This window comes from Streptomyces sp. NBC_00091 (genome assembly GCF_026343185.1).
Lineage (GTDB): Bacteria > Actinomycetota > Actinomycetes > Streptomycetales > Streptomycetaceae > Streptomyces.
Genome location: NZ_JAPEMA010000004.1, coordinates 167,827 through 192,113, shown reverse-complemented (window position 1 = coordinate 192,113; position 24,287 = coordinate 167,827). Strand labels below are relative to the sequence as shown.

General features: G+C 71.3%; 19 protein-coding genes, 1 tRNA gene and 5 pseudogenes. 10 read left to right on the top strand and 15 right to left on the bottom strand.

All coding sequences use genetic code 11. The features are described from left to right. Window positions 1-53: 53 nt before the first annotated feature. Complete coding sequence (locus OOK34_RS34000) at window positions 54-524, top strand: Crp/Fnr family transcriptional regulator (protein WP_267038019.1); 471 nt, start codon at window positions 54-56, stop codon at window positions 522-524. A 10-nt stretch (window positions 525-534) separates the two neighbouring features. Continuing rightward, complete coding sequence (locus tag OOK34_RS33995; protein ID WP_267038018.1) at window positions 535-1,188, top strand: CBS domain-containing protein; 654 nt, start codon at window positions 535-537, stop codon at window positions 1,186-1,188. Window positions 1,189-1,416: 228 nt separating this feature from the next. Here the strand turns inward: OOK34_RS33995 and OOK34_RS33990 are convergent, their stop codons facing one another. The 3 genes and pseudogenes from OOK34_RS33990 to OOK34_RS33980 all read right to left on the bottom strand — a co-directional run bounded on the left by OOK34_RS33990 (window position 1,417) and on the right by OOK34_RS33980 (window position 4,443). Further along, complete coding sequence (locus tag OOK34_RS33990) at window positions 1,417-2,307, bottom strand: glycosyltransferase family 2 protein (RefSeq protein ID WP_267038017.1); 891 nt, start codon at window positions 2,305-2,307, stop codon at window positions 1,417-1,419. Continuing rightward, window positions 2,304-3,664: pseudogene (locus tag OOK34_RS33985) on the bottom strand (tetratricopeptide repeat protein). The gene OOK34_RS33990 and the pseudogene OOK34_RS33985 overlap by 4 nt, the downstream one beginning before the upstream one ends. Before the next feature lie 257 nt (window positions 3,665-3,921). Beyond that, window positions 3,922-4,443, bottom strand: a complete 522-nt coding sequence (locus OOK34_RS33980) for a hypothetical protein (protein WP_267038016.1) — start codon at window positions 4,441-4,443, stop codon at window positions 3,922-3,924. 20 nt (window positions 4,444-4,463) lie between these two features. On the opposite strand from OOK34_RS33980, the pseudogene OOK34_RS35460 reads away from it, so the two are divergent. Continuing rightward, window positions 4,464-4,607: pseudogene (locus OOK34_RS35460) on the top strand (site-specific integrase); the annotation flags it as partial. A gap of 827 nt (window positions 4,608-5,434) precedes the next feature. Then, a pseudogene (locus OOK34_RS33970) lies at window positions 5,435-5,943 on the top strand (transposase); the annotation flags it as partial. Window positions 5,944-6,345: 402 nt separating this feature from the next. Here the strand turns inward: OOK34_RS33970 and OOK34_RS33965 are convergent. Next, window positions 6,346-7,728, bottom strand: a complete 1,383-nt coding sequence (locus tag OOK34_RS33965; protein WP_267038015.1) for an FAD-binding oxidoreductase — start codon at window positions 7,726-7,728, stop codon at window positions 6,346-6,348. A 150-nt stretch (window positions 7,729-7,878) separates the two neighbouring features. After that, entirely contained in the window at window positions 7,879-9,618 is a 1,740-nt protein-coding gene (locus OOK34_RS33960; protein WP_267038014.1) for a helix-turn-helix transcriptional regulator, read from the bottom strand. A 245-nt stretch (window positions 9,619-9,863) separates the two neighbouring features. Between OOK34_RS33960 and OOK34_RS33955 the strand changes: the two are divergent. After that, a pseudogene (locus OOK34_RS33955) lies at window positions 9,864-10,464 on the top strand (IS5 family transposase); the annotation flags it as partial. A gap of 6 nt (window positions 10,465-10,470) precedes the next feature. Here the strand turns inward: OOK34_RS33955 and OOK34_RS33950 are convergent. Then, window positions 10,471-10,800: a putative quinol monooxygenase gene (locus OOK34_RS33950; RefSeq protein WP_267038229.1), complete on the bottom strand. Its 330-nt coding sequence runs from the start codon at window positions 10,798-10,800 to the stop codon at window positions 10,471-10,473. A gap of 418 nt (window positions 10,801-11,218) precedes the next feature. On the opposite strand from OOK34_RS33950, the gene OOK34_RS33945 reads away from it, so the two are divergent. Beyond that, window positions 11,219-12,472 carry a right-handed parallel beta-helix repeat-containing protein gene (locus OOK34_RS33945; protein WP_267038013.1) on the top strand — a complete coding sequence of 418 codons (1,254 nt, stop codon included), beginning with the start codon at window positions 11,219-11,221 and terminating at the stop codon, window positions 12,470-12,472. A 271-nt stretch (window positions 12,473-12,743) separates the two neighbouring features. On the opposite strand, the pseudogene OOK34_RS33940 reads toward OOK34_RS33945, so the two are convergent. Then, window positions 12,744-13,571, bottom strand: a pseudogene (locus tag OOK34_RS33940) (IS1380 family transposase); the annotation flags it as partial. A gap of 9 nt (window positions 13,572-13,580) precedes the next feature. On the opposite strand from OOK34_RS33940, the gene OOK34_RS33935 reads away from it, so the two are divergent. Beyond that, window positions 13,581-14,189 carry a group II intron maturase-specific domain-containing protein gene (locus OOK34_RS33935; RefSeq protein WP_267038012.1) on the top strand — a complete coding sequence of 203 codons (609 nt, stop codon included), beginning with the start codon at window positions 13,581-13,583 and terminating at the stop codon, window positions 14,187-14,189. Window positions 14,190-14,475: 286 nt separating this feature from the next. After that, complete coding sequence (locus OOK34_RS33930; protein ID WP_267038011.1) at window positions 14,476-15,876, top strand: site-specific integrase; 1,401 nt, start codon at window positions 14,476-14,478, stop codon at window positions 15,874-15,876. Window positions 15,877-15,904: 28 nt separating this feature from the next. Here OOK34_RS33930 and OOK34_RS33925 read toward each other — a convergent pair. After that, window positions 15,905-15,981, bottom strand: a tRNA-Pro gene (locus OOK34_RS33925). Between the two features lie 158 nt (window positions 15,982-16,139). On the opposite strand from OOK34_RS33925, the gene OOK34_RS33920 reads away from it, so the two are divergent. Then, window positions 16,140-16,841 (top strand): transketolase, encoded by a 702-nt coding sequence (locus OOK34_RS33920; RefSeq protein WP_267038010.1) that lies wholly within the window; start codon window positions 16,140-16,142, stop codon window positions 16,839-16,841. An 11-nt stretch (window positions 16,842-16,852) separates the two neighbouring features. Continuing rightward, entirely contained in the window at window positions 16,853-17,761 is a 909-nt protein-coding gene (locus OOK34_RS33915; RefSeq protein ID WP_267038009.1) for a transketolase family protein, read from the top strand. Window positions 17,762-17,766: 5 nt separating this feature from the next. Here OOK34_RS33915 and OOK34_RS33910 read toward each other — a convergent pair whose 3' ends face one another. From OOK34_RS33910 to OOK34_RS33880, 7 genes are all read right to left on the bottom strand, one after another. Then, a complete protein-coding gene (locus OOK34_RS33910; protein WP_267038008.1) occupies window positions 17,767-18,312 on the bottom strand; it encodes a GAF domain-containing protein in 546 nt (181 codons plus the stop codon). Continuing rightward, entirely contained in the window at window positions 18,309-18,923 is a 615-nt protein-coding gene (locus tag OOK34_RS33905) for an ATP/GTP-binding protein (RefSeq protein ID WP_267038007.1), read from the bottom strand. Before OOK34_RS33905 ends, OOK34_RS33910 begins: the two co-directional genes overlap by 4 nt. Further along, complete coding sequence (locus tag OOK34_RS33900; RefSeq protein WP_267038006.1) at window positions 18,901-19,239, bottom strand: DUF742 domain-containing protein; 339 nt, start codon at window positions 19,237-19,239, stop codon at window positions 18,901-18,903. The genes OOK34_RS33905 and OOK34_RS33900 overlap by 23 nt, the downstream gene beginning before the upstream one ends. A 77-nt stretch (window positions 19,240-19,316) precedes the next feature. After that, window positions 19,317-19,748, bottom strand: coding sequence for a roadblock/LC7 domain-containing protein (locus OOK34_RS33895; RefSeq protein ID WP_007267614.1), 432 nt, complete (start codon window positions 19,746-19,748; stop codon window positions 19,317-19,319). 23 nt (window positions 19,749-19,771) lie between these two features. Next, entirely contained in the window at window positions 19,772-21,847 is a 2,076-nt protein-coding gene (locus OOK34_RS33890) for a sensor histidine kinase KdpD (RefSeq protein ID WP_267038005.1), read from the bottom strand. A gap of 237 nt (window positions 21,848-22,084) precedes the next feature. Further along, window positions 22,085-23,311, bottom strand: coding sequence for an MBL fold metallo-hydrolase (locus OOK34_RS33885; RefSeq protein ID WP_267038004.1), 1,227 nt, complete (start codon window positions 23,309-23,311; stop codon window positions 22,085-22,087). Between the two features lie 173 nt (window positions 23,312-23,484). Further along, a complete protein-coding gene (locus tag OOK34_RS33880; RefSeq protein ID WP_267038003.1) occupies window positions 23,485-24,270 on the bottom strand; it encodes an SGNH/GDSL hydrolase family protein in 786 nt (261 codons plus the stop codon). Window positions 24,271-24,287: the final 17 nt, after the last annotated feature.

The following is a 24,287-nucleotide window of genomic DNA, read 5'->3' as shown; positions in this document are numbered from 1 at the left end:
CCGGACGCGGTGGCCCATCGAGCAGGGTGGATGCGAAGGGTTGGAGGCGCTCCATGAGCACCATGCACAGCATCCTCGAAGCGATGGCACCCGAAGCCCGCGAAGCCCTGCTCGCCCACTCCCACCAGGTGACTTTCCCGGTCGGCACCCGCATCTTCAACGAACGCCGACGGGCCGAGAGGTTCTGGATCACCCAGAGCGGCACCGTGGACCTCGACACCCACGTCCCCGGCCACAAGAACGTGGTAGTCGACACCCTCGGCTACGGCGAGCTCCTCGGCTGGTCCTGGATGTTCCCGCCCTACAGCTGGCACCTCGGCGCCACCGCCTCCCATGACGTGCGCGCCCTGGAGTTCGACGCCGCGGCCGTACGGGAGCTGTGCAACGAGGACTCGGCCGTCGGCCGGTCCGTCTCCACCGCGGTGGCCGCCGTCATCGCCGACCGGCTCGACTCCGCCCGGACCCGCCTCCTCGACCTGTTCGCCCCTCACGGCAGCGGAACCCCGCTCGCCTACGCACGCTGAGGACCCCGCCATGACCTCCACCCCGTACACCGTCACCGACGTCATGACCACCAAGGTCATCGCCGTCACCCCCTCGACCGGCTTCAAGGACATCGCCACCGCGATGGAGCGGTGGAAGGTGACCGCCCTACCGGTCATCGAGGGCGAGGGCCGAGTGGTCGGCGTGGTCTCCGAGGCCGATCTCCTGCCCAAGGAGGAGTTCCACGAGCACCGCCCGGGCCTGATCGAACAGATGCGCCGCCTCGGCGACACCGCCAAGGCCGGCTCCACCCGCGCCGAGAACATGATGACCACCCCGGCCATCACGATCCGCCCCGACGCCACCCTGCCTCAGGCAGCCCGTCTCATGGCCGACCGGCACATCAAGCGCCTCCCGGTCGTCGACGCCGACGGCACCCTCAAGGGCATCGTCAGCCGCGCCGACCTCCTCAAGGTCTTCCTCCGCACCGACGAGGAACTCGCCACCGAGATCCGCCGCACCGTCGTCGAACGCCTCTTCCCCCTCTCCCACGAGGCCGTCAAGGTCACTGTCACGGAAGGCATCGCCACCCTGACCGGCCAAGTCAGAGACAGCCACCTGATTGGGATGGCCGAACGCCTCACCCACTCCGTCGAGGGCATCGTGGAGGTCCACTGCCAGCTGGAGACGCCCACCTCGCCATGACCTTGGCCTCGCCGGGCTTGAGTGGTGGAACAAACGCCTCGCTACTGGCGCGGCCGATGGGGGCCCGGCGCGAAGTCGGACGTGGAGATCCCGGCGGTGTCGACCTGGGCCGCCCCAACGACACCGACGCCTCTGGCGGCAGCTGACCTGATTCGCGGTGAGATGACGAGGTGCACGCGGCCCGCGCCCATGCTCTCCGTCTCCTCACAGACCAGAAACCGGGGAAGGTCAGATCACCGGTGGTCGGCCGAGTCGGGTCATCCGCCACACCGTCCGCCACCGCATCGGACGCCGGGGCGGGCACGGCACCCGCACCCCCTCGAAGAATCCAGCCCACCACGACTTCAACCCGGCCAGCGGCGGCCGCTGGGCCAGCGTGTACGCGGCCCAGGTGGCGAGGTAGACCGGGACGAGGACGGCGGGCAAGTGCCGCTTGGCGAGCCAGACCCGGTTGCGGCCGGTGTGGTGGTAGTAGACCGCGTGCCGGGAGGCCGGGGTACGGGGGTGGGTCAGGACCAGGTCGGCCCGGTAGTCGATCTCCCACCCGGCATCCAGGGCCCGCCAGGCGAAGTCGGTCTCCTCATGTGCGTAGAAGAACTTGTCAGGGAAGTCACCGACCTGGTCGATGACGCCCATGCGGATGGCGTGGCCGCCGCCCAGGAACGTGGTGACCGGCCCAGAGATGAGCGGGTCGGCGCCCCCGAGGCGGGGGACGTGCCTGCGCTGGGAGACGCCGTTCTCGTCGGCGATGCGGAAGCCCACGATCCCCAGCTTCGGATTCGCCGTGAACGCTTCCCGGACCAGGTGGAGGGTGTCGGTTCGAGGGAGGAGGCCGTCGTCGTCGAGGACGAGGACGATGTCGGCGCCGCCGTGTTCGCGCAGCCACCGCACCCCGACGTTCCGGCCGCCGGGGATTCCCAGATTCTCCGGCAGTTCGACGGCCGCCACCGGGTCCGGCAGAGCGGGGAGCTTCGCTCCCTGCCCGAGCACGACGACCGTGGCGGGCTCGCCTGCCTGGGCTGCCACCGACTCGAGGAGAGCACGGAGTTCAGCCTCCCGGTCTCCCATGGTGATGATCACGACGCCGACCGTCGGCGGACCGCTCCCGGCGCGGTTCATGCCTGGGCTCGCAGAAGGTCGACGGCGCGTTCGTGCAAGGCCCCGGCTCCGGGGATACGGCGCTTGCGGTAGCTGGCAGCCGTCGACCGGATCGCCCTGATTTCCTTCACGGTCCGGTCCGAGACCAGGCCATCCATGAAGTCCAGCGACCGACCCCACACGGCCACGGCCTCCTCGTGCCGCTGCTGCGCGGCAACCGACCGCCCGATGTTAACCATGGTCAGGCCGTGAACCCGCTGATAGGTCCCCGGCGTCCGTCCCTTGAGAGCCGCCCGGTAGTGCTTCTCCGCAGCCCGGTGGTCGCGCATTTCGGTCAGGGTCTTGCCGGTGTGGGAGGCGACGGTGGCCGCGACCGGACCCGACGCAGCGGCGTAGCCAGGCACCGGGTCGCCTGCGGTGAGCATCGCGTCTTCGGCCGACAACAGGGCCGCCGCCGCCTTCCCGCTCTGTCCACCGGCCCCGTACGCCCTGGCGCAGGTGACCAGCAGTAGGGCCTCGGTCTGCCGGTCGACCTTGCCCGTCGCCCGCCGCAACGCCTCCTCCGCCAGGCCGATGCACGCCTGCGGGTGACCGAGGTCGAGGGCCTGGTGGGTCAGGGCCCGCATCATCCACGCGGCGTGCCCGTACGGGTCCGACTCGCAGGCCAACTGGAAGCCGAGGAGGTAGTAGCGCTGGGCCGCGCCCTCGCGGCCCAAGTCGTGGTGCTTCCAGCCCACCAGGCACGCCAGAGTCGCCGCCGCCCCGAACGCGCTGCGCCGTACCGGCTCCGAGGGGAAGCGGCCCTCCAGCATGGGGACCACAGTGTCGGTGAGGTAGGCGGTCACCATCGTCAGGCCGTCGCCGCCACCCAGGCGTTCGTCCATGCTCCGGAACGTCTCGGTGAGCTCCCGTACGGTGGCGACTTCCTCGGTGCCGACGGCGCCGCCGTGTTCGGCCGCCCGCAGGGTCGCGGCGACCGCCTGGTGGTCGTAGGCGAGCGGCAGGGCGACGGCGGCCGTCGCGAACGCGGCGTTGAGGAAGTTCCTGCGACGGAGCATCACGAATCTCCCGAGGTCGGTGGCGTTGACCAGTGGATCGGCCCCAGGGCCTCGCCGGTGCCTGCGCAGCCTAGACCGATCTCTGTGGGCGTGACCTTCCGCTTCATCCTTCTGGTGAGGGCTTCGGCGATGTACGAGCGGGTCTGACCGCTTGGTGTACCGCCCATGACCCAGGAGTGAACGGCCGAGCGGGAGGTATGCAGCGTCACCCCGGACTCGGCGGCCACCGCACGGACGTCCCTGGCCAGGACCTCGTAAGTACATCCGGCCTCGGCGATGACGTCTGCCAGCGCGGTGTTCGGACTACGGCTCTCCGCCAACTCGCACTCCCCACAGCGATCTTGAACAGATTGAACAAGGTGCCCCGCCGCCCACGGTACCCCCACCCGATCACCGTGAGTTCAATAGCCGTAACGCCAAACGCGATCGGCCCGAAACCTGTCCGCCGGCCCCACGCCGACCCTTCGCCCTACACGGACCACCGCGAACAGGAGCCAGGGAGATGTCTCGTACGACAGCACCGCTCCACCCCAGGACCGGCGTCACCTCGGCCGGCCCGCGTGCTCCCGGTCGCCTCCTACGCGGTGGCGAGGAACGACACGGCCCGCTCGTCCAGCTCGGCCGCGCAGCGAAGCCCCCGTGCCCGGAAGGGTGCGAGGTCGGCCCGCATGGTTTTGACGGCCTTGCGGGTCCGCACGGAGCGGACGCCTTCCATGTGGTCCATGGCCTGCCCGAACGTGGCGCACGCCTGCTCGATCCGGCCGCGCTTGAGGTGGAGCTCCGCCCCCGCGACCAGGTCCAGGGCCACGATCCGGGCGTAGGTTCCGGCGGGCCTTGTGGCGGCGGCGTGCAGGTACTCGGCGGCGGCGGCCCGGTGGTCCCCGAGGGTTTCGAAGACCTTCGCCGTCCGGGAGAACACCGACGGCGCCACAGGCCCCCACGCCAGGCCCCAGAACGGCACCTCGTCGCCCCGCTGGCTGCCCTGTTCCAACAGGGCGCGGGCTCGTCCGACTTCGGCGAGGGCGGCGGCCGACAGCCCGGTCTTGGCCAGGGTGTGGGCGTGGACGACGCGGAAGAGGGCTTCGGTCTGGGAGTCCACGCGGCCCTTGGCCCGGGTGAGGACACGGCTCGCTGACCACCACCCAGCGCTACTTGCACCCCGACGCCGGCCAGATCACGGCAGCTGGTGCCGCGCTGTCTGCGCACCTCATGGTGCTCCGTGCACCACGTTCGCTGCCAGTCACGGCCATTGCCGCTGCCTGACCCGCTCTGACCGCCCTGGTCCCCATCTGGTCCCCAAAAACGATCAAGGGGCCGTTTCAGATTGCTCTGAAACGGCCCCTGACCTGCGACTTCGAAAAGTCGGGACGACAGGATTTGAACCTGCGACCCCTTGACCCCCAGATCGATGGGTCGGAGGAAAAATCATGACATACAGCATAATCTGAGGGCGCACAGCGTGCACACCCGCACATGCTGTGCGCCCATCGACGTGGGCGCTGGTCCCCAACCGGTCCCCAAGGGGCACCACATGACCCTCGGGCCCGCCAGACCCCGATTGAGGGCGAGACCCGGCTGGACGACGTGGGAATCGATGCCCACATCATGCCCTCTTGACTCACGGAGCTGATGTCGCGTCACTCCGTCCCCCCACTGCGAGGCAGGCGGCCACACCGGAGAGCACCGCGAGCAGCCCGAAGAGCTGGGGGTAGCCGCCGAGAGGGCCGACCAAGGCGGCGCCTACCCAGGGGGCGAGGGCGGCGGCGATGTCGGCGGGGCGCCGAGGAGTCCAGAGAGGCGACCGTAGCGGGTTGTGCCCCACCGGTCGGTGACGGCGCTTGCCTGTAGAAGGGTGAGAGGTCGTTTTCGCCTGAGCTGCCTCAGTATCAGCCGATTCTCAGGGTGCGGCATTGCGGTGCGGGTGAGGTTGTGGACGCGGTCGATCCCTGAGGGGCATGTGGGGTTGCGGATGGGGCAGAAGGTGACGTATTCCTGTCTCATCCCAGGATGCCCGGCTTTCGGGATCGTGTGCTTCCACCGTCGTTGCCGTACGCCTGGGCGCACTCGGTCCTCGGCGGTACGCCGGAACCATGCCGAAGCGACGCCCTTACCCGAGCGATCTGTCCGATGCCCGCTGGGAGTTGATCGAGCCGGTCCTTGCCGCCTGGCGCTTCGACCGCCGCGGCAGGGCCCTGGACTTCGGCCGGCCACCCGAGCACGACCTGGGCGACATCATGGACGCAATCTTGTACGTCGACCGCACCGGAGTCCAGTGGCGCTACCTCCCGCACGACTTCCCGCACTGGAACACGGTCTACGGATACTTCGCCAAATGGGCAGACGAGGGCGTGTTCGCCCAGCTCAACGGCCTGCTCCGCCAACTCCTGCGGGAGAAGGAGGGACGGAGCGGCGAGCCGTCGGCCTGCGTGATCGACGCCCAGAGCGTCAAGACCTCCACCAGCGTCCACGCCTCCAGCCAGGGCATCGACGCGGGCAAGAAGATCGTCGGCAGAAAGCGGAGCATTGTCACTTGCTCGCGGTTCTGGTTACCGCGGCGAGCGTGCAGGACTCTATCGCTGGCACCCGGCTCCTGGACCAGGTCGCCGCCGACCACCCTGGTGTGCGTTCCGGGGGCGTGGGGCGTGTTCGTTGCCGTCACGCCGCGACTGGCCGTCGGGGTAGATGGGTGAGGATCGGAGCTCGGTCCTTGCCGGTGGTGTTGTCCGGCTGTTGCTTTGGCGGGGCTCGAGCTAAACGATCCCGTGATGTCCGGGGCGACTCTTCCCGGATCGAGGGCAGCTCGAATGCCGCGGACATCACCATGCCCAGCTCCGTCCGCACCGGGTAAACCTGATGCCGGATCAATCACTCATACGAGTTAGGAAAGCCAAAAGAGACACCACGTATGAGTTCACGCACCGTCCTGGATGACAAGCTTGGCGGCCTGGCGCAACGCCGCCACCCGCCCGCGTCCCCACCCGCCCGCGGTCCTGCGGACCCCTCACGGCACGATGTTGTGGTTGAGCCGGAACAGGTTGCCCGGGTCGTAACGGCGCTTGAGCTCGCGCAACCGGCCGGAATTCTCACGGTAGTTTGCGTGTACCTTGGCCTGGTCGTCGCCGTCCATGAAGTTCACGTAGCCGCCGCCGTCGGCTGAATACGGCTCCAGCGCCGCGTAGTAGCCGCGGACCCAGTCCTTCTGGGCCTCCATGTCCGCCCGGTTGGTCATGGTGAGGCTGAGCGCGGTCGAGAACCGGGCGTCCCGGTAGGAGAACGCCGTGTCCGTACGGCCGACCCGCCCGCACGCGCCGTCGATGGGGAAGACGATGGTGACGCTCTGGATGGATGGGGTTGCGGCCCCGAACTCGACGTGGGCGTCGATCAGGCCGTCCGGCAGGTCCTCGCTGAACGTTCCCTTCCAGTAGTGGAACAGGCCCGGCGGCACCAACTCGTCGAAGAGCGTGTTGATCAGGGGGTACGGGATCCGGCCCACGTGCTGCCCCAGCACCGGGCCGAGCTCCGCGAGCATGGCCCGCACCCGGTCGTCCTGGTCCTCGGGGCCGGTCCAGCACAGGATCACCCCGCACACCGGCCGCCCGTGCCAGCGCTCGGGCAGGAACGGGACGGGCGGGCCGAGCCCCACCACGAGGACCGCGCCGAGCTCCTCCGCCGAGTCGGCGATCAGCTGTCGGTAGCGGCGGATCACGTCGCCGTCGAGGGGGTAGAAGGTCGGCCCGCCGAGGATGTCCCCTGCGGGGTGCAGCCGGTACTCGAAGGAGGTGACCACGCCGAAGTTGCCGCCGCCGCCGCGCAGCGCCCACAACAGGTCCGGGTCGCGGTCCTGGGTGCAGGTATGGAAGCTGCCGTCGGCGGTGACGACGTCGGCCGAGAGCAGGTTGTCGCAGGCCAGGCCGCAGCGCCGGGCCAGGTAGCCCATGCCGCCGCCGGTGGTGAGGCCGCCGATGCCGGTGGTGGAAACCATCCCGCCGGTGGTGGCCAGCCCGAAGGCGTGGGTGGCGTGGTTGACGTCGGCCCAGGTGCAGCCGCCCTGGGCGCGGGCGGTACGGGTGTACGGGTCGACCCAGATCCCGCGCATCCGCCCGAGGTCCAGGACGACGCCGTCGTCGCAGGTGCCGGGGCCGGCGACCCCGTGGCCGCCGCCGCGCACGGCGAGGGTCAGGCCCTCCTCGCGGGCGTAGCCGACCGTTTCGATCGCGTCTCCAGCGTCGGCGGCGCTGACGACGACCGCCGGGTGCTTGTCGTGCACGGCGTTGTAGACCTTGCGGGCCTCGTCGTAGCCGGGGTCCCCGGGTGCCGCGACGTCCCCGTGGACGGTCTCGCGCAGTCGCTCCACCGGTGGGGCACCGGTGCCAGTGGTGGTCATGGCCGCCACCTGCCTTAGGTCGTTCCGGGAGTCCTGCTTCCGTTGTAGGCGCGGCGCCGGTGGCCGCGCATCGCCGGAACTGCCCATTCCGGCAGGTGGGGCATGGGTGGAACGGCCCATGTTCCGCTGGCCGGGGTCCGCGGCGGGCGCTCAGACCAGGCCGTGCGTGTACGCGTACGCGGTGGCGGCGGCCCGGGAGGAGACGTTCAGCTTGGCGAAGATGTTGTTCAGGTGGCGGGCCACCGTGTGCTCGCTGATCACCAGCTCGGCGGCGATGGACCGGTTGGTCCCGCCCCGCGCGACCAGGCGCAACACCTCCGTCTCCCGCAAGGTCAGCTCCCCGGACTCCCGTTCCGCCATTGCGTCGAGGAGGGCGGCCGCCCGCCGTGCGTCCGGTACGGCGCCCAGCCCTTCGAAGGCCGCCCGTGCGGCCCGCAGCTCCATCCGGGCACCGTCCAGGTCGCCCGCCGCCCGGTCGGCAGCGGCCAGGGTCATCCTGACCTGGCCGGCCTCGTATGGGACCGCCAGCTCCAGCCAGAGCGCCAGCGCCCGCCGCAGCAGGGCCAGCGCTGTCGGGAGGTCGCCTTCGGCGAAGGCCACCGTGCCTTCCGCGGCCGCGGCGCTCGCGTGCAGGGGGGTGGTGGCGGACCCGCGCCGCCGCTGCCAGGAGTCGGCAAGGCGGGCCAGCTCCTGCGCCGCCGTGCGGGCCTCGTCGAGCCGGCTGAGGGCGAGGGCCGTCTCGGTGCGGGCGGCGAGCAGCCGGCACCGTTCGAGCGGGCGGCCGTCCTCGGCGTCCTCGGCCTCCGCTCCTGCACCGGTGGTGCCGGCGGCACCGGTCGCGCCAGCTGCGGCCGTGGGCAGCCACAGGGCGGCGGCCGCGGCTTCCGCCCTGCCCTGGGCCAGCCGGAGCAGGGCGAGGCCGGGCTGGGGGTCGCGGCCGAGTTCGTGCGCCCGGCCGTAGGCCGCCTCCGCCTCGGTGTACGCGCCGCGCCGCCGGTGGATCTCGCCGGTCAGGTAGCAGGTCTCGGCGGCGATCCGGGGCTCGTTCGGCAGCAGCTCCGTGCAGGTCAGCTCGGCCTCGTTGAGCGCCTGCGGCCATGCGCCGCGCAGCTCCAGCACCTCCACCCGGTGGACCCGGCACAGGCCGCGGAAGTTGTTCTCGCGGGGCATGGAGGCGCACCAGGCCATGGCCGCGTCGGTCCACTCGGCCGCCCGCGCGAAGTCGGCGCAGGCCATGCACTGCTGGAGGCCCAGGCAGTAGATCCAGCCGGTGTAGAAGGAGCTGAGCTCGCCGGCCGCGGCGGCGCACATGGCCTCGTCGAGCAGCGCGAGGCCGTCGGCGACCCGGCCCTGGGCGAGCAGGACGGCGGCCTGCGCGTGGATGCTCATGGCGTACAGGTCGGTGCTGCCGCACCGGCGGGCGACGGCGGCCATCCGCCGGGCGGAGGCCGTCGCCTCCTCGAAGGCGCCGCGCTCCTGGGCCTCCTGCGCCTCGACCCAGGCCAGGAAGCACTGCTCGGCGCATTCGGGTGCGCTGCCGAGCTGTTCGCGTGCCCGGCGCAGCCAGCCTGCGGCCGACCCGTTCCGTCCGGCGAGCCGGTGCTCGTAGTAGAGCATCCAGGCGCAGTATCCAGCCCGCCTGGCTGCGCCCGCGGCCGTGTAGCCGGCGTACGCGCCGGCCCGCGCCGTGATCGACTCCTCGACCCGGCCGGTCCACCAGGCTGCGTCGGCGAGCGCGGCGAGGTCGTCGGGGGTCAGCAGCCCGCGGTCCAAGCCGTCGAGCAGCGCATACGCCTCGCCCCACGCTTCCCGGGCGATCGCGTCCTGTGCCTGCCGGGCGGTGTGCGCGGCCGCTTTCGGCGGCGCCGTCGCCCGTGGCTGACTGCCCACGCTCACCAGCATAGGGCGGCCCAGGGAGCCGCATCGCGGACAGGATCGGTCCTGGAGCCGGGGCCGGCTGGCTCGCGGGACTGCGCCAGTTCTTCTCCCACGCTCACCGCACCGGCGTGGTCCTCCACAACGCCGCCGCGCTCCTCGACGCCCCACAACCACGCGGCTTTCGGGGCGCCACCCTCACCCTGGCCGAGCAACGTGTCCTCTACCGGCGCTGGAGCAGCGGCACGGACGTCCACCCACTGCCGGTCAGCAACGGGCGTTGTGGCCGCTGGCGGGATCACCGGCAGGTGATCGATGGGATTCTGCACCGGGTGCGGACTGGGTGCAGTGGCGTGACCTGCCCGAACGGTTCGGTCCGTGGAAGACGGTCTATGAACGCCACCGGCCGTGGTCGGCTGACGGCACGTGGGAGCGTCTGCTCCAGCAGGTCCAGGCCGCAGCCGACGCGGCCGGTGAGATCGACTGGGGCATCTCGGTGGACTCCACCATCGTGTGGGCTCACCAGCACGCGGCGGGTGCTCGCATCGATCCGCCGCCGGCTCCCGTGTCAAAGGGGGCCGAGATGATGGAACACCAGGTCGAAACGGAGTGGCAGAGCCTACAAGGCCGGCTGGTGGAGGTGGTGAGGGAGGTGAGGGCCTGAGCCGTTCGCGGGGCGGGTTCACCAGCAAGATCCACCTGAGTGCTGACGGTCGCTGCCGCCCGCTGTCCCTGGTCGTCACCGCAGGTCAGTGGGCGGACTGCACCCAGTTCATGGCCGTGCTGGAGAAGATCCGTGTGCCGAGGATCGGGCTGGGCAGGCCGCGCAAGAAGCCCGCCAGCGTGGCTGCCGACAAGGCGGCTCGACTACCGGGTCAGTCCGGCTTTCGCAAGGACTTCATCGAGAGTCAGCGTCGAGGCCAGGTCATGGATCCAGGCCTCAGGTGGTGCTGCGAAGACGTCGCCCAAAGCGGCCATGAGGGCCTCGAATTCATTCCGGAAGTGCCTGTATACGGCGTCGAGGTTGGCCCACTGCTCGATGATCACGAAGGTATTCGGCGCTTCGAGATCTTCGGCGACCTGGTAGCCCTCGCAGCCTTCCTCAGCACGGGTCCGAGCCGCGTTGCCGCGAATCACCTCGAGCCAGTGCTCACGCTGCTCCGGCTTGATCGATGCTCTGACAACTTGGAGAACCATGCACTGCTCCTTATCTCGCCCGGCGCCGCGTCTTCCGGGATCGCTCAGTTCTGGTGCCCTGCCCAGTAGACCGCCCTGGGCAACCGACCACCTCCCGTTGTACGCCGCTCGTGTCAGGCGTTGTGGCAGTCGGCCACCCTTGACAGCGGCCACTTCGAAATCCCCAGGTACGGCCAGATGCATCGTCCCACTGGCGGCCAGTTGTGATCCCCATGGGCGGCCAGCAGAACGTTCTGTGACGATGCCTGGTGAGGTTACGGAGGCGGCTGGTCGTGAGGTTTGTCCGACTGGATTATCGGCGTAGGCGTCTCACTCCATTAGGCCACGCCAGAAGGCCGACACTGGCAGGAAGTGATCAGCTGGATCCACCGCCATCGCACCGGATGAGTGCTTCTCGGCGCGAAAGAAGGAGCACTCGATGTTCTGGCAGCGTTTCCGATTGAGCCTTGTCGCGCCGGGTACCGCTGTGCGGGGTCGCGTGACGTGGCTGACCGTTCTGTGCGTCTCGTCGGCGCTCTCGTTGGCGCTCACTCCGGGCGCGCAGGCAGCAAAGCCAAAACCCGTTCATGTCAGCTGCGGCGAGACGATCACGACCGACACGAAGCTCACCAACGACCTGACCAACTGCCCACACAGCGGGATCATCATCGGAGCAGACGACATCACGCTCGATCTGAACGGCCACACGATCGACGGCGCGGGCGATGGGGCCGGGGTCGAGAACCTCGGCCACGACCGGATCTCGATCAAGGGCGGCTCTGTCCGGGAGTTCGCGGACGGTATCTTGATTGCGGAGGCAACCGACAACCGCCTGCGCGATCTCAGAGTGTCAGACAGCGGTCATGTAGGAATCAATGTGTTGGACTCCGTGGATGTACGGATCGAAACCAGCTCTGTCGTCGCCAGCCGTGCTGCCGGGATCAGCTTCGAGAGAGGCTCCCGGGCGCAGGTCACGAAGACCAAATCCTCCGCCAACGGCCAGAGTGGGATCGCCCTCGTAGATTCCTCCCGCGTCCGGATCGCGCAGAGCGAGCTGTTCGGCAACGCAGCGGGCGCAGGCGTCGAACGTTCCCCCCACACTCGGATCGAGCGGAGCTCGGTGTTCGACAACCGAGAGGATGGAGTCCTCCTTCGCGAGGGGTCCGACCATAGTGTGGTCAGCCAGAACTCGGTGACCGGCAACGCCTTTGGGATCGGCCTCGACATTGGGACCGCCCACATCCGCGTCACGAAGAACACGCTGCGGAACAACACAGTCGTCGGGGTGTACCTCGCCGCCAGCGACGACAACGTGATCACGCAGAACTCAGTCATCGGTAACGGCGACGGCGCGGAAGGAGGGATCCACCTCCTCGCGCAGCCCGACGATCCGACGAACACGTCCGATCGCAACCTGATCTCGCAGAACACGCTCACTGGGAACGACCCCGACGGGATCCTCGTGGAGGCCGGCCAGCGAGAAAACGTCGTCGAGAGGAACCGGTCGAGCGGGAACGCAGATGACGGCATCGACGTCGACAGTTCCGCGACGACCATTACCAAGAACACCGCGAACCGCAATGGTGACCTGGGTATCGAGGCCGTGCCGGGCGTCACCGACGGCGGCGGGAACAAGGCCAGCGGCAATGGCAACCTGCTGCAGTGCACGAACGTTCTCTGCAACGAGCGCTAGCGGCGCTGGACGGCTTCCGGAGCGGCCGCTTGAGCGGGCGTCTGACCTGCGACCACTTGCCGAAACCCCGACGCGGCCAGTACGGGGGGCAGCTGCTTGGACCGGGCGTGTTCAGCACCCACATCGGCTCCGGACACAGCGGGGTCCGGTCCGAGCGAGCTGCCGACGGACCTATCGCGCCTCCCGTGCATGTCACCCAACGTAACCGCTTGGCGGCCACATGACTCCCCATCAAGTGGCCGCCAGTGGGGACGGCCGCAAGTTCATGTCTCCACGGCCAGGTCGCCGATATCCGCATGCGCAGGCGGCGGCCGCCGCGGGTGATCCGGGCGGCGACGTGCAGGATTCGGTAGCGCAGTTTCTTGGGTTCGGCGGTGGCCAGGTCGCCGTCCAGCAGGAGGACACGGGTCCAGGCGAGGAGGTCGATCGCCGCGAGGCTGAGTTCGAGCCAAGCGGCGTTGACCAGGAAGTGGCGGGAGGGGAAGCGGCCGAAGCCGGTGGTCTTGCCGCACCGGATGTGGTCCTCGACCGTGGCATGCCCGCGGTGACGGACCTCCAGGAACTGGGCGGAGCCCCCGCCGGTGAACGGCGTGTCGGTGAGGAAGACCTGGTGCCGCAGGCCCTCGTCCTGGTCGAACAGGGACAGTTGGGCGCCGGGGTGCGGGCGCTCGCGTCGCACGATGATGCGGGTGCCGTCCGGATAGCCGGCAAGGTCGACCATGCCGGTCAGCTCGGCGACCTCGGCGCCGGCACGCAGTGTTCCGTCCTGATCCAGGGCGGGGTGCCAGACCTGTTCGGGCAGGGCCCGGATCGCGCGGCGGACCGGCTCGGTGACCGCGTGTCCGACCGAGAAGAAGGTGTGGATTCCTCGTATCCGCACGTCTCGGACGTGGGCGAGGAAGGTTTTCGCGGATCCGGCGCTGTCGGTGCGGATCAGGATGTCGGTGCCGTGCCGGTGGGCGTCGGGGATCTGCGCGAGCGCGTCGTCCAGCACCGCAATGTGATCGGCGGCGGTGTTGGCTCCGGCGTTCCCGGGCCGCAGCCGCCCGGACATGCCCTCGCCGGTGTTGGCCAGGAAACACACCAGAGGGTGGAAGCCGACACCTGGATGGACCGGGAGTTCCCGTCCGTCTGGTTCGAACGGTATGCGGATGACGCGGTGCTGCACTGCGTCACCGAGCGCCAGGCCCGCGAGGTGCTGGCCGCGCTCACGGACAGGATGGTCGAAGTCGGGTTGCAGCTGCACCCGGACAAGACCCGGATTGTCTACTGCAAGGACGGCCACCGACGTGGCGCTTACGAGCACACGTCGTTCACCTTCCTCGGGTACACGTTCCGAGCCAGGAAGAACCGGAGTCGGCACGGGAACCTGTTCCTGGCGTTCGACCCGGCGGTCAGCAAGGACGCCCTGAAAAAGATGGGGCGGGAGCTGCGGTCCTGGCACCTGCACACCCGCTCTGAACTGTCCTTCCACGAGCTCGCCCGCAGGATCAACCCTGTGGTGGCGGGCTGGCTCAACTACTACAGCCGCTTCAGGCCGTGGGAGCTGATCCCCTTCGTGATGCGCATCAACGCCTACCTGGTGCGCTGGATCCGCCAGAAGTACAAACGGCTCGCGGCCCAGCGGAAGGCCATCGCGAAGATGCAGGAGATCGCCCAGCGATACCCCCGCATGTTCGCGCAATGGCGCCTGACCACGGGTGCCGTATCAGTCTGATGACCAGAACGACAAGAGCCGTGTAACGGGCGACTGTTACGCACGGTTCTGTGAGAGCCGAGGGGTGAGATCCCCCTCGGCTACTCGGCAGCCGTGGTGCGGCGTCTGTGCCGCCAGCAGACGAAGAATCTCCTGGGTGTCTGCGTAGCTAGGTCAAAGCGCTGCCCTTGGCGCACGAACAAGGGAAACCCACTGGTCACGGCCGGTATGAGGATCGTGGTGGTCGCATGTGGTCGCACGAGACTGGAGGTGTTGACCTTCCCTCCGCCTCCTGGAGGCGATCCCTATGCGTACCACCGGCGACCGCGGCCGCATCTACCGCAGGTGTGGCTGCCGCGACACACTGCGTCACCAGCTCGGAGCGCACTGCCCGCATCTGCTCACCAATGGTGACCACGGGACGTGGACCTTCGCCGTCGACGTCCCGGCACCGCGCCACCGACGGACGACCGTCCGCCGCGGCGGATTCGACAGCCACGACGCGGCCAAGGGGGCGCTGCGGAGGTTCCTGGAGGGCGAGGCCGGCGGGTTCAACGCCGACCCGAACCAGAGCGTCGCGGACTACCTGACCGCCTGGCTCGCCGCCAAGGCCCTCGTGCTCAAGCCGACCACCATGGCGCGATACCGGGACTACGTCCACAACGACCTCGTCCCCGTCTTCGGGACCCTGAAGCTGGACGAGCTCGGGCACCGTCACATCGCCGCGTTCGTCACCGGTGAGCTCGCCGCCGGCCGCGGCCAGACCACCCTCTACCGATGCCTGGCCACCCTCTCCAGCGCCCTCGGCGACGCCTTCCGCCAACACCGCCTCCCCCGCAACCCCGCCAGCCCCCCGGCGCTTCACCGTCCACCGTCGCCAGAGCGGCGCATCTGGACCGCCGACGAGGCCGTCCGCTTCCTCCACCACTGCCACCAGGTCGATCCCGACATGGCCGACCTCTTCGAGTTCCTCATCGGCACCGGCCTCCGCAAAGGAGAAGCGCTCGGTCTGCACTGGAATGACGTCCACCTGGCCGAGCGTGTCCTCTATGTACGTTGCACGCTCTCCGCCATCGACAACAACCACCTCGTCATCACCAGCCCGAAGACCCGATCGAGCCGTGGCTGGGTGGCCATCTCACCCCGCGTCGCCACCGCACTCCACCACCGGTCCCGGGCAACGGCCCTCTCCTGCGGCGATCCCTACGATCGGTTCGCCGGACTCGTCTTCTGCGGATCCGACGGCCGGCCACTCCGCCCTCAGGGCGTGCTCGACCGGCTCCGAAAGCTGTCCGCCGAGGCCAGGGTTCCCCGCATCACCGTTCACGACCTGCGGCACCTGGCCGCCACGATCACCATCACCGCCGGCGTCCCGCTCACCGTGGTCTCCAAGACCTTGCGGCACTCCACCCTCTCGACCACCGCGAACATCTACAGCCACCTCACCCAGCAGGCCGCCCGCGAAGCCGTCGACACCATCGACCATGCACTCACCGAAGCCGAAAAGGCCGGTCGCCGGACGGACCGGCCGGCGTGGCTGCGACCACCACGCGACCACCTCCAGCACCTCCGCGAAGCCCTCAACCGGCTCCGCTCCCCCGCCCCGCCCGGCTTCCACCCCACCGCCAACCAACCGCGAAGCGGGCGTGCGACCACACTGCGACCACCAGGACTCCGGACACGGAAAAGGCCGTCCTCTCGTGGATGAGAGAACGGCCTCCGACCTGCATGAAGCATGGTCGGGACGACAGGATTTGAACCTGCGACCCCTTGACCCCCAGTCAAGTGCGCTACCAAGCTGCGCCACGTCCCGATGCCCGCTGACCTGGGGTTTCCCCTGGCCTCACCGGCACGAGAACAATACCGCACTTCCGGGGGTGGTCGCGCGCGCCTTTCGCGGGGTGGCGGGATGTGATGTACGGGGGCGGCGGCGCTTGACCTCAAGCGCACTTGAGGTCGCATGGTTCCTGTATGACACAGGTATCCGCGGACGCAGGCTTCCGCCACGAGGATCTGGACCGGCTGATCGCGCTCATGACCGGGGCCGAGAAGCACGGGCCCGCCGCCACCTCCACGCTGGACGTGCTCTGGGTGCTGTACGACCGGGTGCTGCGGGTCGGGCCCGGGAGTGCCGGGGACCCCGGGCGGGACCGGTTCCTGCTGTCCAAGGGGCACGGGCCGATGGCCTACTACGCCGTCCTCGCGGCCAAGGGGTTCTTCCCCGTCGACTGGCTGCCCGGCTTCGGTACGTACGACTCCCCGCTCGGCCACCACCCCGACCGCACCCTGATCCCCGGAGTGGAGATCGGCAGCGGCTCGCTCGGGCACGGGCTGCCGCTCGCCGTCGGCAGCACGCTCGGGCTGCGGGCGCAGGGGCTGGACGAGGCGGCAGTGTGGGTGCTGATCGGGGACGCGGAGCTGGACGAGGGCAGCAACCACGAGGCCATCGCCTACGCCGGCTCGGCCGGGCTGGAGGCGCTGCACACCGTGGTGATCGACAACGACTCCGCCACCCACGGCTGGCCCGGCGGGATCGCCTCCCGCTTCGAGGCGGCCGGCTGGAGCGCGGTCACCGTGGACGGCCGGGACCACGCGGCGCTGCACGCCGCCTTCACCACACCGCATCCGGGCCGGCCGCACGCCGTCGTCGCCCGCGTCGAGAAGAAGTTCTGAGGGGGAAGGTCATGGACGTCATGGACACCATGCGGGAGCGGTTCATCTCGGTCACGTCGCGCGCGCTCGACGAGGACCACCGGCTGGCACTCGTGCTCGCCGAGATCACCATGGACGGGTTCCGGCCCGCCCAGCAACGGCATCCGGACCGGGTGATCAACGTCGGGATCCGGGAACAGCTGCTCGTCGGCGTGGGCGGCGGGCTGGCCCTCACGGGGCTGCGGCCCGTGGTGCACACCTTCGCCAGCTTCCTCGTCGAGCGCGCGTTCGAGCAGGTCAAGCTGGACTTCGGGCACCAGGACACCGGCGGGGTGCTGGTCAGTTCCAGCGCCAGCTACGACTGGCCGGCCGGCGGGTTCACCCACATGGCACCCGGAGACGTGGCGCTGCTCGACACCCTCGACGGCTGGACCGTCCACGTGCCCGGCCACCCCGACGAGGCCGAGGCGCTGCTGCGCCACGCCTACGCCGCCGGGGACGACCGGGTGTACGTCCGGCTCTCCCAGCAGTCCAACAGCGCGCCCCGCCCCCCGCGCGAGGACCTGCGCTTCCAGACCGTACGGAAGGGGAGCGCGGGTGTGGTGGTCGCCGTCGGCCCGCTGCTCGACAACGTCCTCGACGCGACCGAGGGCCTCGACGTCACCGTCCTGTACGCCACCACCGTGCGGCCCTTCGACGACGAGGCCCTGCGCGCCGCCGCGGGGCGGGCCGCCCCCGATGTGGTGCTGGTCGAGCCGTACCTCGCCGGCACCTCGGCGGCGGCCGCCGGGCAGGCCCTGATGGAGGTCCCGCACCGCGTGCTGCCGCTCGGCGTCGGGCGCGCCGAGCTCCGCCGCTACGGCACGATCGACGAGCACACCGCCGCCCACGGGCTGGACCCGGCCTCGCTGCGGCAGCGGATCACCGCCTTCCTGCGCTAGGAAGGTCAGCCGCGGCGGTCCTCGCGGCCGTGCAGCAGCTCCACCAGCTCGGCGGCGAGGGCCTTGACGGTCGTCAGACCCTGCGTCCCCCACCGCCTCGGCACCACGTCCACCGCGCACACGGTGCCCAGTACGATGCCCCGCCGGTCGGTGAGGGGCGCCCCGAGGTACGAGCGCACCCCGCTCTCGTCCACGACCGCGTTGCCCGCGAAGCGCGCGAAGTCCCGTACGTCCTCCAGCACCAGGGCCCGCCGCCGCACCACCACGTGCGGGCAGTAGCCGTGGTCCCGGGGCAGTACCCGGGCCGGGTAGCCGCTCGCCGGGGCCTGCGGGCCGTGGTGCAGGCCGGCGAAGAACTGCCGTTCCTCACCGACGAAGTTGACGCCCGCGTACGGGGCCTCCAGCGTCCGGGCGACCCGGTGGGCGAAGGCGTCGAGCTCCGCGTCCACCCGCTCGCCCAGGTCCATCTCGCGGAGCCGGACGGTACGTGCGGGCGCCTCCCGGTCCACCGGGGTGAGCAGCAGGTGGCCGGTCGATTCGTAGTAGGTCATGGCGGTTCCCCCGGATCCGAGTGGGCTTGCTGGGCTTGCTGGGCCGTGGACAGCAGGTGGTGGACGAGGGCCGCCAGGGTTCCCGTACCGGAACCCGTCAGCCGCGCGTCGCACCGTACGACGGGCACGTCCGGGCCCAGGCCCACGGCCTCCCGGACCTCCCGCGACGTGTAGCGGTGGCCGCCTTCGAACTCGTTGACGGCGACGACGAAGCCGATCCCGCGCCGCTCGAAGAAGTCCACGGCGGGGAAGCAGTCGGCCAGGCGCCGGGTGTCGGCGAGGACCACCGCCCCGAGCGCGCCCGCGCACAGCTCCTCCCACAGGAACCAGAAGCGCTCCTGCCCGGGCGTGCCGAAGAGGTACAGGACGTGCCGGTCGTCCAGGGTGATCCGCCCGAAGTCCAGCGCGACCGTCGTCGCGGTCTTCGCCTCCACCCCGTCGAGCGGGTCGGCGCTCTCGCTCAGCCCGCTCAGCAGTTCCTCCGTGCACAGCGGCTCGATCTCGCTGACCGCGCCCACGAAGGTGGTCTTCCCCGCCCCGAACCCGCCCGCGACCAGGATCTTCAGGGTCGCGGGCAGGACCGGGGCCTCACAGCCGTCGACGTAGGCCATCGAGCACCGCCCGTAGCAGGGACTGGTCGTCGGCGGCGAACGAGCCGCCGCCCGGGAACCGCGGCGCCTGCGCCATGACGGCCCCGTACTCCATCAGATCGGACAACAGCACCTTCACCACCACGGCCGGGAGCCGCAGCTGCCCGGCCACCTCGGCCACCGTCACCGCCGCCGCGCCGGCGCAGATCCGCAGCGCGAGGGTGTGCTCGGCGCCGAGCGACACCCTCGGGCGGACGCCGGTCGCGGTCATCAGGGAGAGCAGGTCGAGCGCGACGGCCGGACGGGTCCGGCCGCCGCTCGCCGTGTACGGGCGCATCACCCGGCCCGCCGAATCGTCCAGCCAGGGTGTGTCCCGCGCCGCGGGGAAACCGTGGGCCCCCCTCGCCCAGGCCCTCATCGCTCCGCGTCGGCGACGGGCCGGCGCGGCGGGGCCGCCAGGTACGGCCGTACGCTCTTGACCAGCATCGCCATCTCGTAGCCGAGCACGCCGGCGTCGGCCTCCCGGTCCGCGAGCACCGCCAGGCAAGTGCCGGAGCCGGCCGCGGAGACGAAGACGAGCGCCGTGTCGAGCTCCACCACCACCTGCCGGACCTCCGCCCCGTCCCCGAAGCGGGCTCCGGCGCTGCGTCCCAGGGAGTACAGGCCGGAGGCCAGGGCGGCCATGTGGTCGGCGCTGTCGGAGTCCAGGCCGTGTACGCAAGTGACGAGTCCGTCGGCGGTGAGCAGTACCGCGCTGCGCGTGTACGGCACCCGCTGGACCAGGCCGCTGAGCAGCCAGTCGAGATCGGAGAGGCTGCCTGTCTTCGTCGCCAGTTCGCCGGCCATGGGGGTGTGCTCCTTGCTGGGGTTCATGCCTGCTGCTCCGACTGCGCGAGGCCGAAGCCCCGCTGGAAGGCCGCCATCAGGCCGGGGTCGTGCACGGGCTGTTCGGTTGCGTCGGCCCGCCGGGGGGCGGGGGTTTCGCGCAGCTGGGGCGCGAGGTGCTGCTGGGCCCGGCGCCGGGGCAGGGGCGGCCGGGCCGCGTCGCCGTCCGGGGCCGGGGCGGGGGCGGGGGCCTGGTGCGGTACGCGCCGCGGCAGCGGCGCCGGGGCGGGCACCAGGTCGGGAGCCCCCTGCGGCGCCGGGGCGGGGGGCCGGGCCGGGGACCAGGGCCCGCCCGGAACCGGGTCCGCCGGCCGGAACGGGTCTACGGCCCGCCCGGCTTCCGGGGCCGGACCCCGGTCCCAGGCCCGGGCCGGCTCGAGCCCCGGGACCCCGACCAGATCCAGCTCCGGTCCCGAGTCCGGGAGCCGGGCCGTGTCCGGGGCCCGGCCCCGGCCCGGGTCCGCGACCTGCCCGGCGTCGGGGAGGGGGCCGCCCAGCGCCGTAGTCCGGCCCCAGGCCGGGGTCGGGGTCGGGGTCGGGGCCCAGGCCGGATCCGGTGCCGGGGCCGGGGTCGGGGCCTGGGTCGGGGTCGGGGTCGGGGTCGGGGTCGGGGCCTGGGTCGGGACGGGGGCCGGGGACTGGACCGGGACGGGCATCGGGGCCGGGGGCTGGACCGCGACGGGCGCCAGGGGCTGGACCGGGACGGGCTCCGGGGCCGGGGGCTGGACCGGGACGGGCGCCGGGGACGGGAGCCGGGGTGCGGGGGCCTGGGGAGGCGGGGGCGTGCGGTGGGTGTCGGGCCAGGAGACGGTGCCCCACGACGTGGCCCGCGAACCGCCCGCCGCGTCGGCGGCGTTCGGCGCCTCCGCGCCCAGCAGCCCCTGGGGCAGCACGAGCACGGCGAGCACCCCGCCGTAGATGTTCGACTTCAGCTCGACGGCGATCCCGTGCCGCCGGGCCAGCGCCGAGACCACGAACAGGCCGATCCGCCCGTCGGCAAGCAGGTGGCGGACGCTGACCTGGTCGGGGTCGCCCAGCAGGGTGTTCATCCGATGCTGCTCCTCCGCCGGCATGCCCAGCCCGCGGTCCTCCACCTCGACCGCGATCCCGGCGGTGACCCGCTCGGCCCGCACCACCACGTCCGTGTCGGGGGCGGAGAACACGGTGGCGTTCTCCACGAGTTCCGCCAGCAGGTGCACCACGTCGGCGACGGCATGGCCGCGGACGGTGCCGCCGGCCGGGGGCACCACCTTGACCCGCGTGTACTGCTCGACCTCGGCCACCGAGGACCGCAGCACCTCGCTCAGGTCGATGGGCCGGGTCCACTGGCGCCGGGAGGCGGCCCCGCCGAGCACGGCGAGGTTCTCGGCGTGCCGGCGGATCCGGGTGGCGAGGTGGTCGACGTGGAAGAGCTCCTTCAGCAGGTCCGGGTCCTCGACCGTGTCCTCGAGCCCGTCGAGCAGCGAGATCTCGCGGTGCACGAGCGACTGAAGCCGGCGCGCGAGGTTGACGAAGACCTCCACCTTGCGGTCGCTGTCGCTCGGCGCGGCCCGCAGGGCCAGCCGTACGAGGGTGGTCTGCGCCTGCTCGCGGGCGCCGCGCAGCTCCTGCGCGAGCAGCCAGAACTCGTCCACCCCGGCCTGGTCCCCGTCGGGCGGCGGGCCGGTCTGGCCCCCGCGCACGGGGCGGGCCGGGTTCTCCCCGCGTTCGAGCCGCTCGGCGGCCGTACGCAGCTCCTGGCGCCCGCGCATGCTGGAGCGGCGCAGCGCCTCGCAGCGGTCCCGGACGGCCTTGGCGGCGCGCTGGGCCCCGAGCAGGGCGGCGGCGAGCGCGCCGACGGCGAGCAGGGCGCAGCCCGCGAGCACCGGCCACAGCCGGGCGTCCCGCTCCCCGGCGCCGCCGCCGAGGTGCAGGGTGAAGATCACCGCGGCGGTGCCGCTGAGCCCGGCGGCGAGCGTGGGCAGCAGGGCGGTGCGGACCAGCTGGGGGCGTATCTGCCGGCCGGGGCCCGTGACGGCGTGTCTCGACGGGGAGTGGCGGGCGGCGCGGAGTCCGGACATCGGCGTCCTCGGTACGTGGGGCCCGGCCCCCACCGTGTCGCGGGGCCCGGTGTTGATCACCGGATACCCACGCTAGACCGCACGCTCCCGCAGCTGTTGCCCAGTTGGGGAACTTCACCGGGGTGCTTCCCGCTCCCGATGGAGCGCTCGTACGGCCGCCCGAATGCGCCGGGAGCGCGTACGCCCGTGCGGCCGGGGGCGTACACGCTCCCGGCCGCACGAGCAGGCCGGACGGGCCTACGAGCCCACCGCCTCCGGCTCCTCCCGCCCCGCGGCCGGGGCCGGGGCCGCGGCGGGGGCGCCGGCCGGCCGGGCCGGGCCCGCCGGCGCCGGGGCGACCGCGGCCGGGGCCGGGCCGGCCGCCACGAAGGGCCGCCACCACGCCTCGGCCGGCGCGTCGGCCGCGCCGGGTTCGAAGGGCTGGCCCGGGATCGGCAGGGCGACGGCGGCACCGGCCGCCCCGGCGGCGGCGACGGTGCCCTCGCCGGGCTCGTCCCAAGGGTGCAGCGCCAGGTTGAAGGTGCCCCAGTGGATCGGCAGCATCGTGCCGAGCGGGGCCCCGCCCTGGAGGTCGAGGTGGGCCCGCATGCCCTCCTCGGGGGTCATGTGGATGTCGGGCCAGTACTCGGAGTAGGCGCCGATCTGGATCATCGTGGCGTCGAAGGGCCCGTGCGTGGCGCCGATCTCCTTGAAGCCCGGGAAGTAGCCGGTGTCCCCGCTGTGGAAGATCCGGTGCTCCTCGCCCGTCACGACCCAGGAGGCCCACAGGGTGAACTGCTGGTTGCGCAGGCCGCGTCCGCAGAAGTGGCGGGCGGGGGTGGCCGTCAGCGTGAGCCCTGCGACCTCGGTGGCCTCGTTCCAGTCCAGCTCGCGCAGCCGGTGCGGGGAGACCCCCCAGCGCTCGAGGTGGGCGCCCACGCCGAGCGGGACGGCGAAGACCGTGTCCGTGCCGGCCAGGGCCTTGATGGTGGGGAGGTCGAGGTGGTCGTAGTGGTCGTGGGAGATGACGACGACGTCCACGTCTCCCAGCGAGGCCAGCGGGACCGGGACCGGGTGGAGCCGCTTGGGGCCGGCGAAGGGGAAGGGGGAACACCGCTCGCCCCACACCGGGTCGAAGAGCACCCGGCGGCCGTCGATCTCCGCGAGCACGCTGGAGTGGCCCATCCAGGTCAGGCGCAGCCCGCCGGCGGGGGGCTTGGCCAGGTCGGCGAGGGTGGTCGGGTGCACGGGGATCGGCGCGCCGGGGTTGCGCCGGGCCCGCTGTTCCTTGTGGAAGTAGATCTTGGCGAACTCCGCCATCGACCCGGAAGGCCTGGTCCGGGCCCCCACTGGGTTCTGGAAGACGCCGTCGGCGAAGTTCGGCGAGCGCAGGATCCGCTCCAGCCGTGCGCCGGACGGATCCGCGCCGAAGGCTTCGGGCCGCAGGGCGCGCAGCCGGGGACGCAGGGGAAGGGAGCCGGTCAAGGCGCCTCCTGGAAGGTGCGGATGGGGTGGGACGGTCGTGCGTCTACGACCATCCCAACGCACACCACCCCCTGAGGATTCCGCCGCGCGAAGTCCCGCTCGGCGGACCGCTCTCCCGACCGCTCGCCGGACCGGTCGCCCGACCGCGCGGCGTCCCCTCCCCCGCGTGACGGCTACAGCGGCAGCAGGTCCGGGCGCTTGGCCTCGACGTGGTCGCCGGAGGACTCCCCGCGCAGCCGCCGGCCGATCCAGGGCGCGAGGTGTTCGCGCGCCCACTGGATGTTGTCCCGGGTGACGTCCACCGATCCGCGCGGCGGGACGGGCGGCCAGGGCTGGTCCGGGTCGGCCGGCACCTCGTAGCCCAGGACCTGCGCGGCGCGCAGGGCGACGCGGGTGTGTCCCTCGGGCGAGAGGTGGAGCCGGTCGCCGTCCCAGGCCCGCCGGTCCTGCACGGACTTGAGCGACCAGAGGTCGAGCACGGGACAGTCGTACCGGTCGGCGATGGCGCGGACGTGCGCGCTGTACGTCGCCACCTTGCCCCGCAGGTGCTTGAGGACCGGCACGCCCCGGGTGTCGAAGCCGGTGGTGATCATCACGAGGCCGACGGAGCTGGTGAGGTCGGCCACGGCCGCCTCGAACCGCTCCGCCACGTCGTCCGGGTCGCTGCCGGGACGGATGATGTCGTTGCCGCCCGCGCAGAAGCTGACCAGGTCGGGGGCGAGGTCCTTGGCTCTCGGCACCTGCTCGGCCACGATCTGGTCGAGCACTTTGCCCCGTACCGCCAGATTCGCGTACCGGAAGTCGTGTTCTTCGCGCTGATCGGCCAGGAGTACGGCGAGCCGGTCCGCCCAGCCGAGATACGAATCCCCGGGTCCCGGGTCCCCCACACCCTCGGTGAAGCTGTCCCCGATCGCCGCGTACGAGCCGATGGTCTTGAGTGTCGTCTTCGTCGCTGCCACGGGACAACATCCTTCAC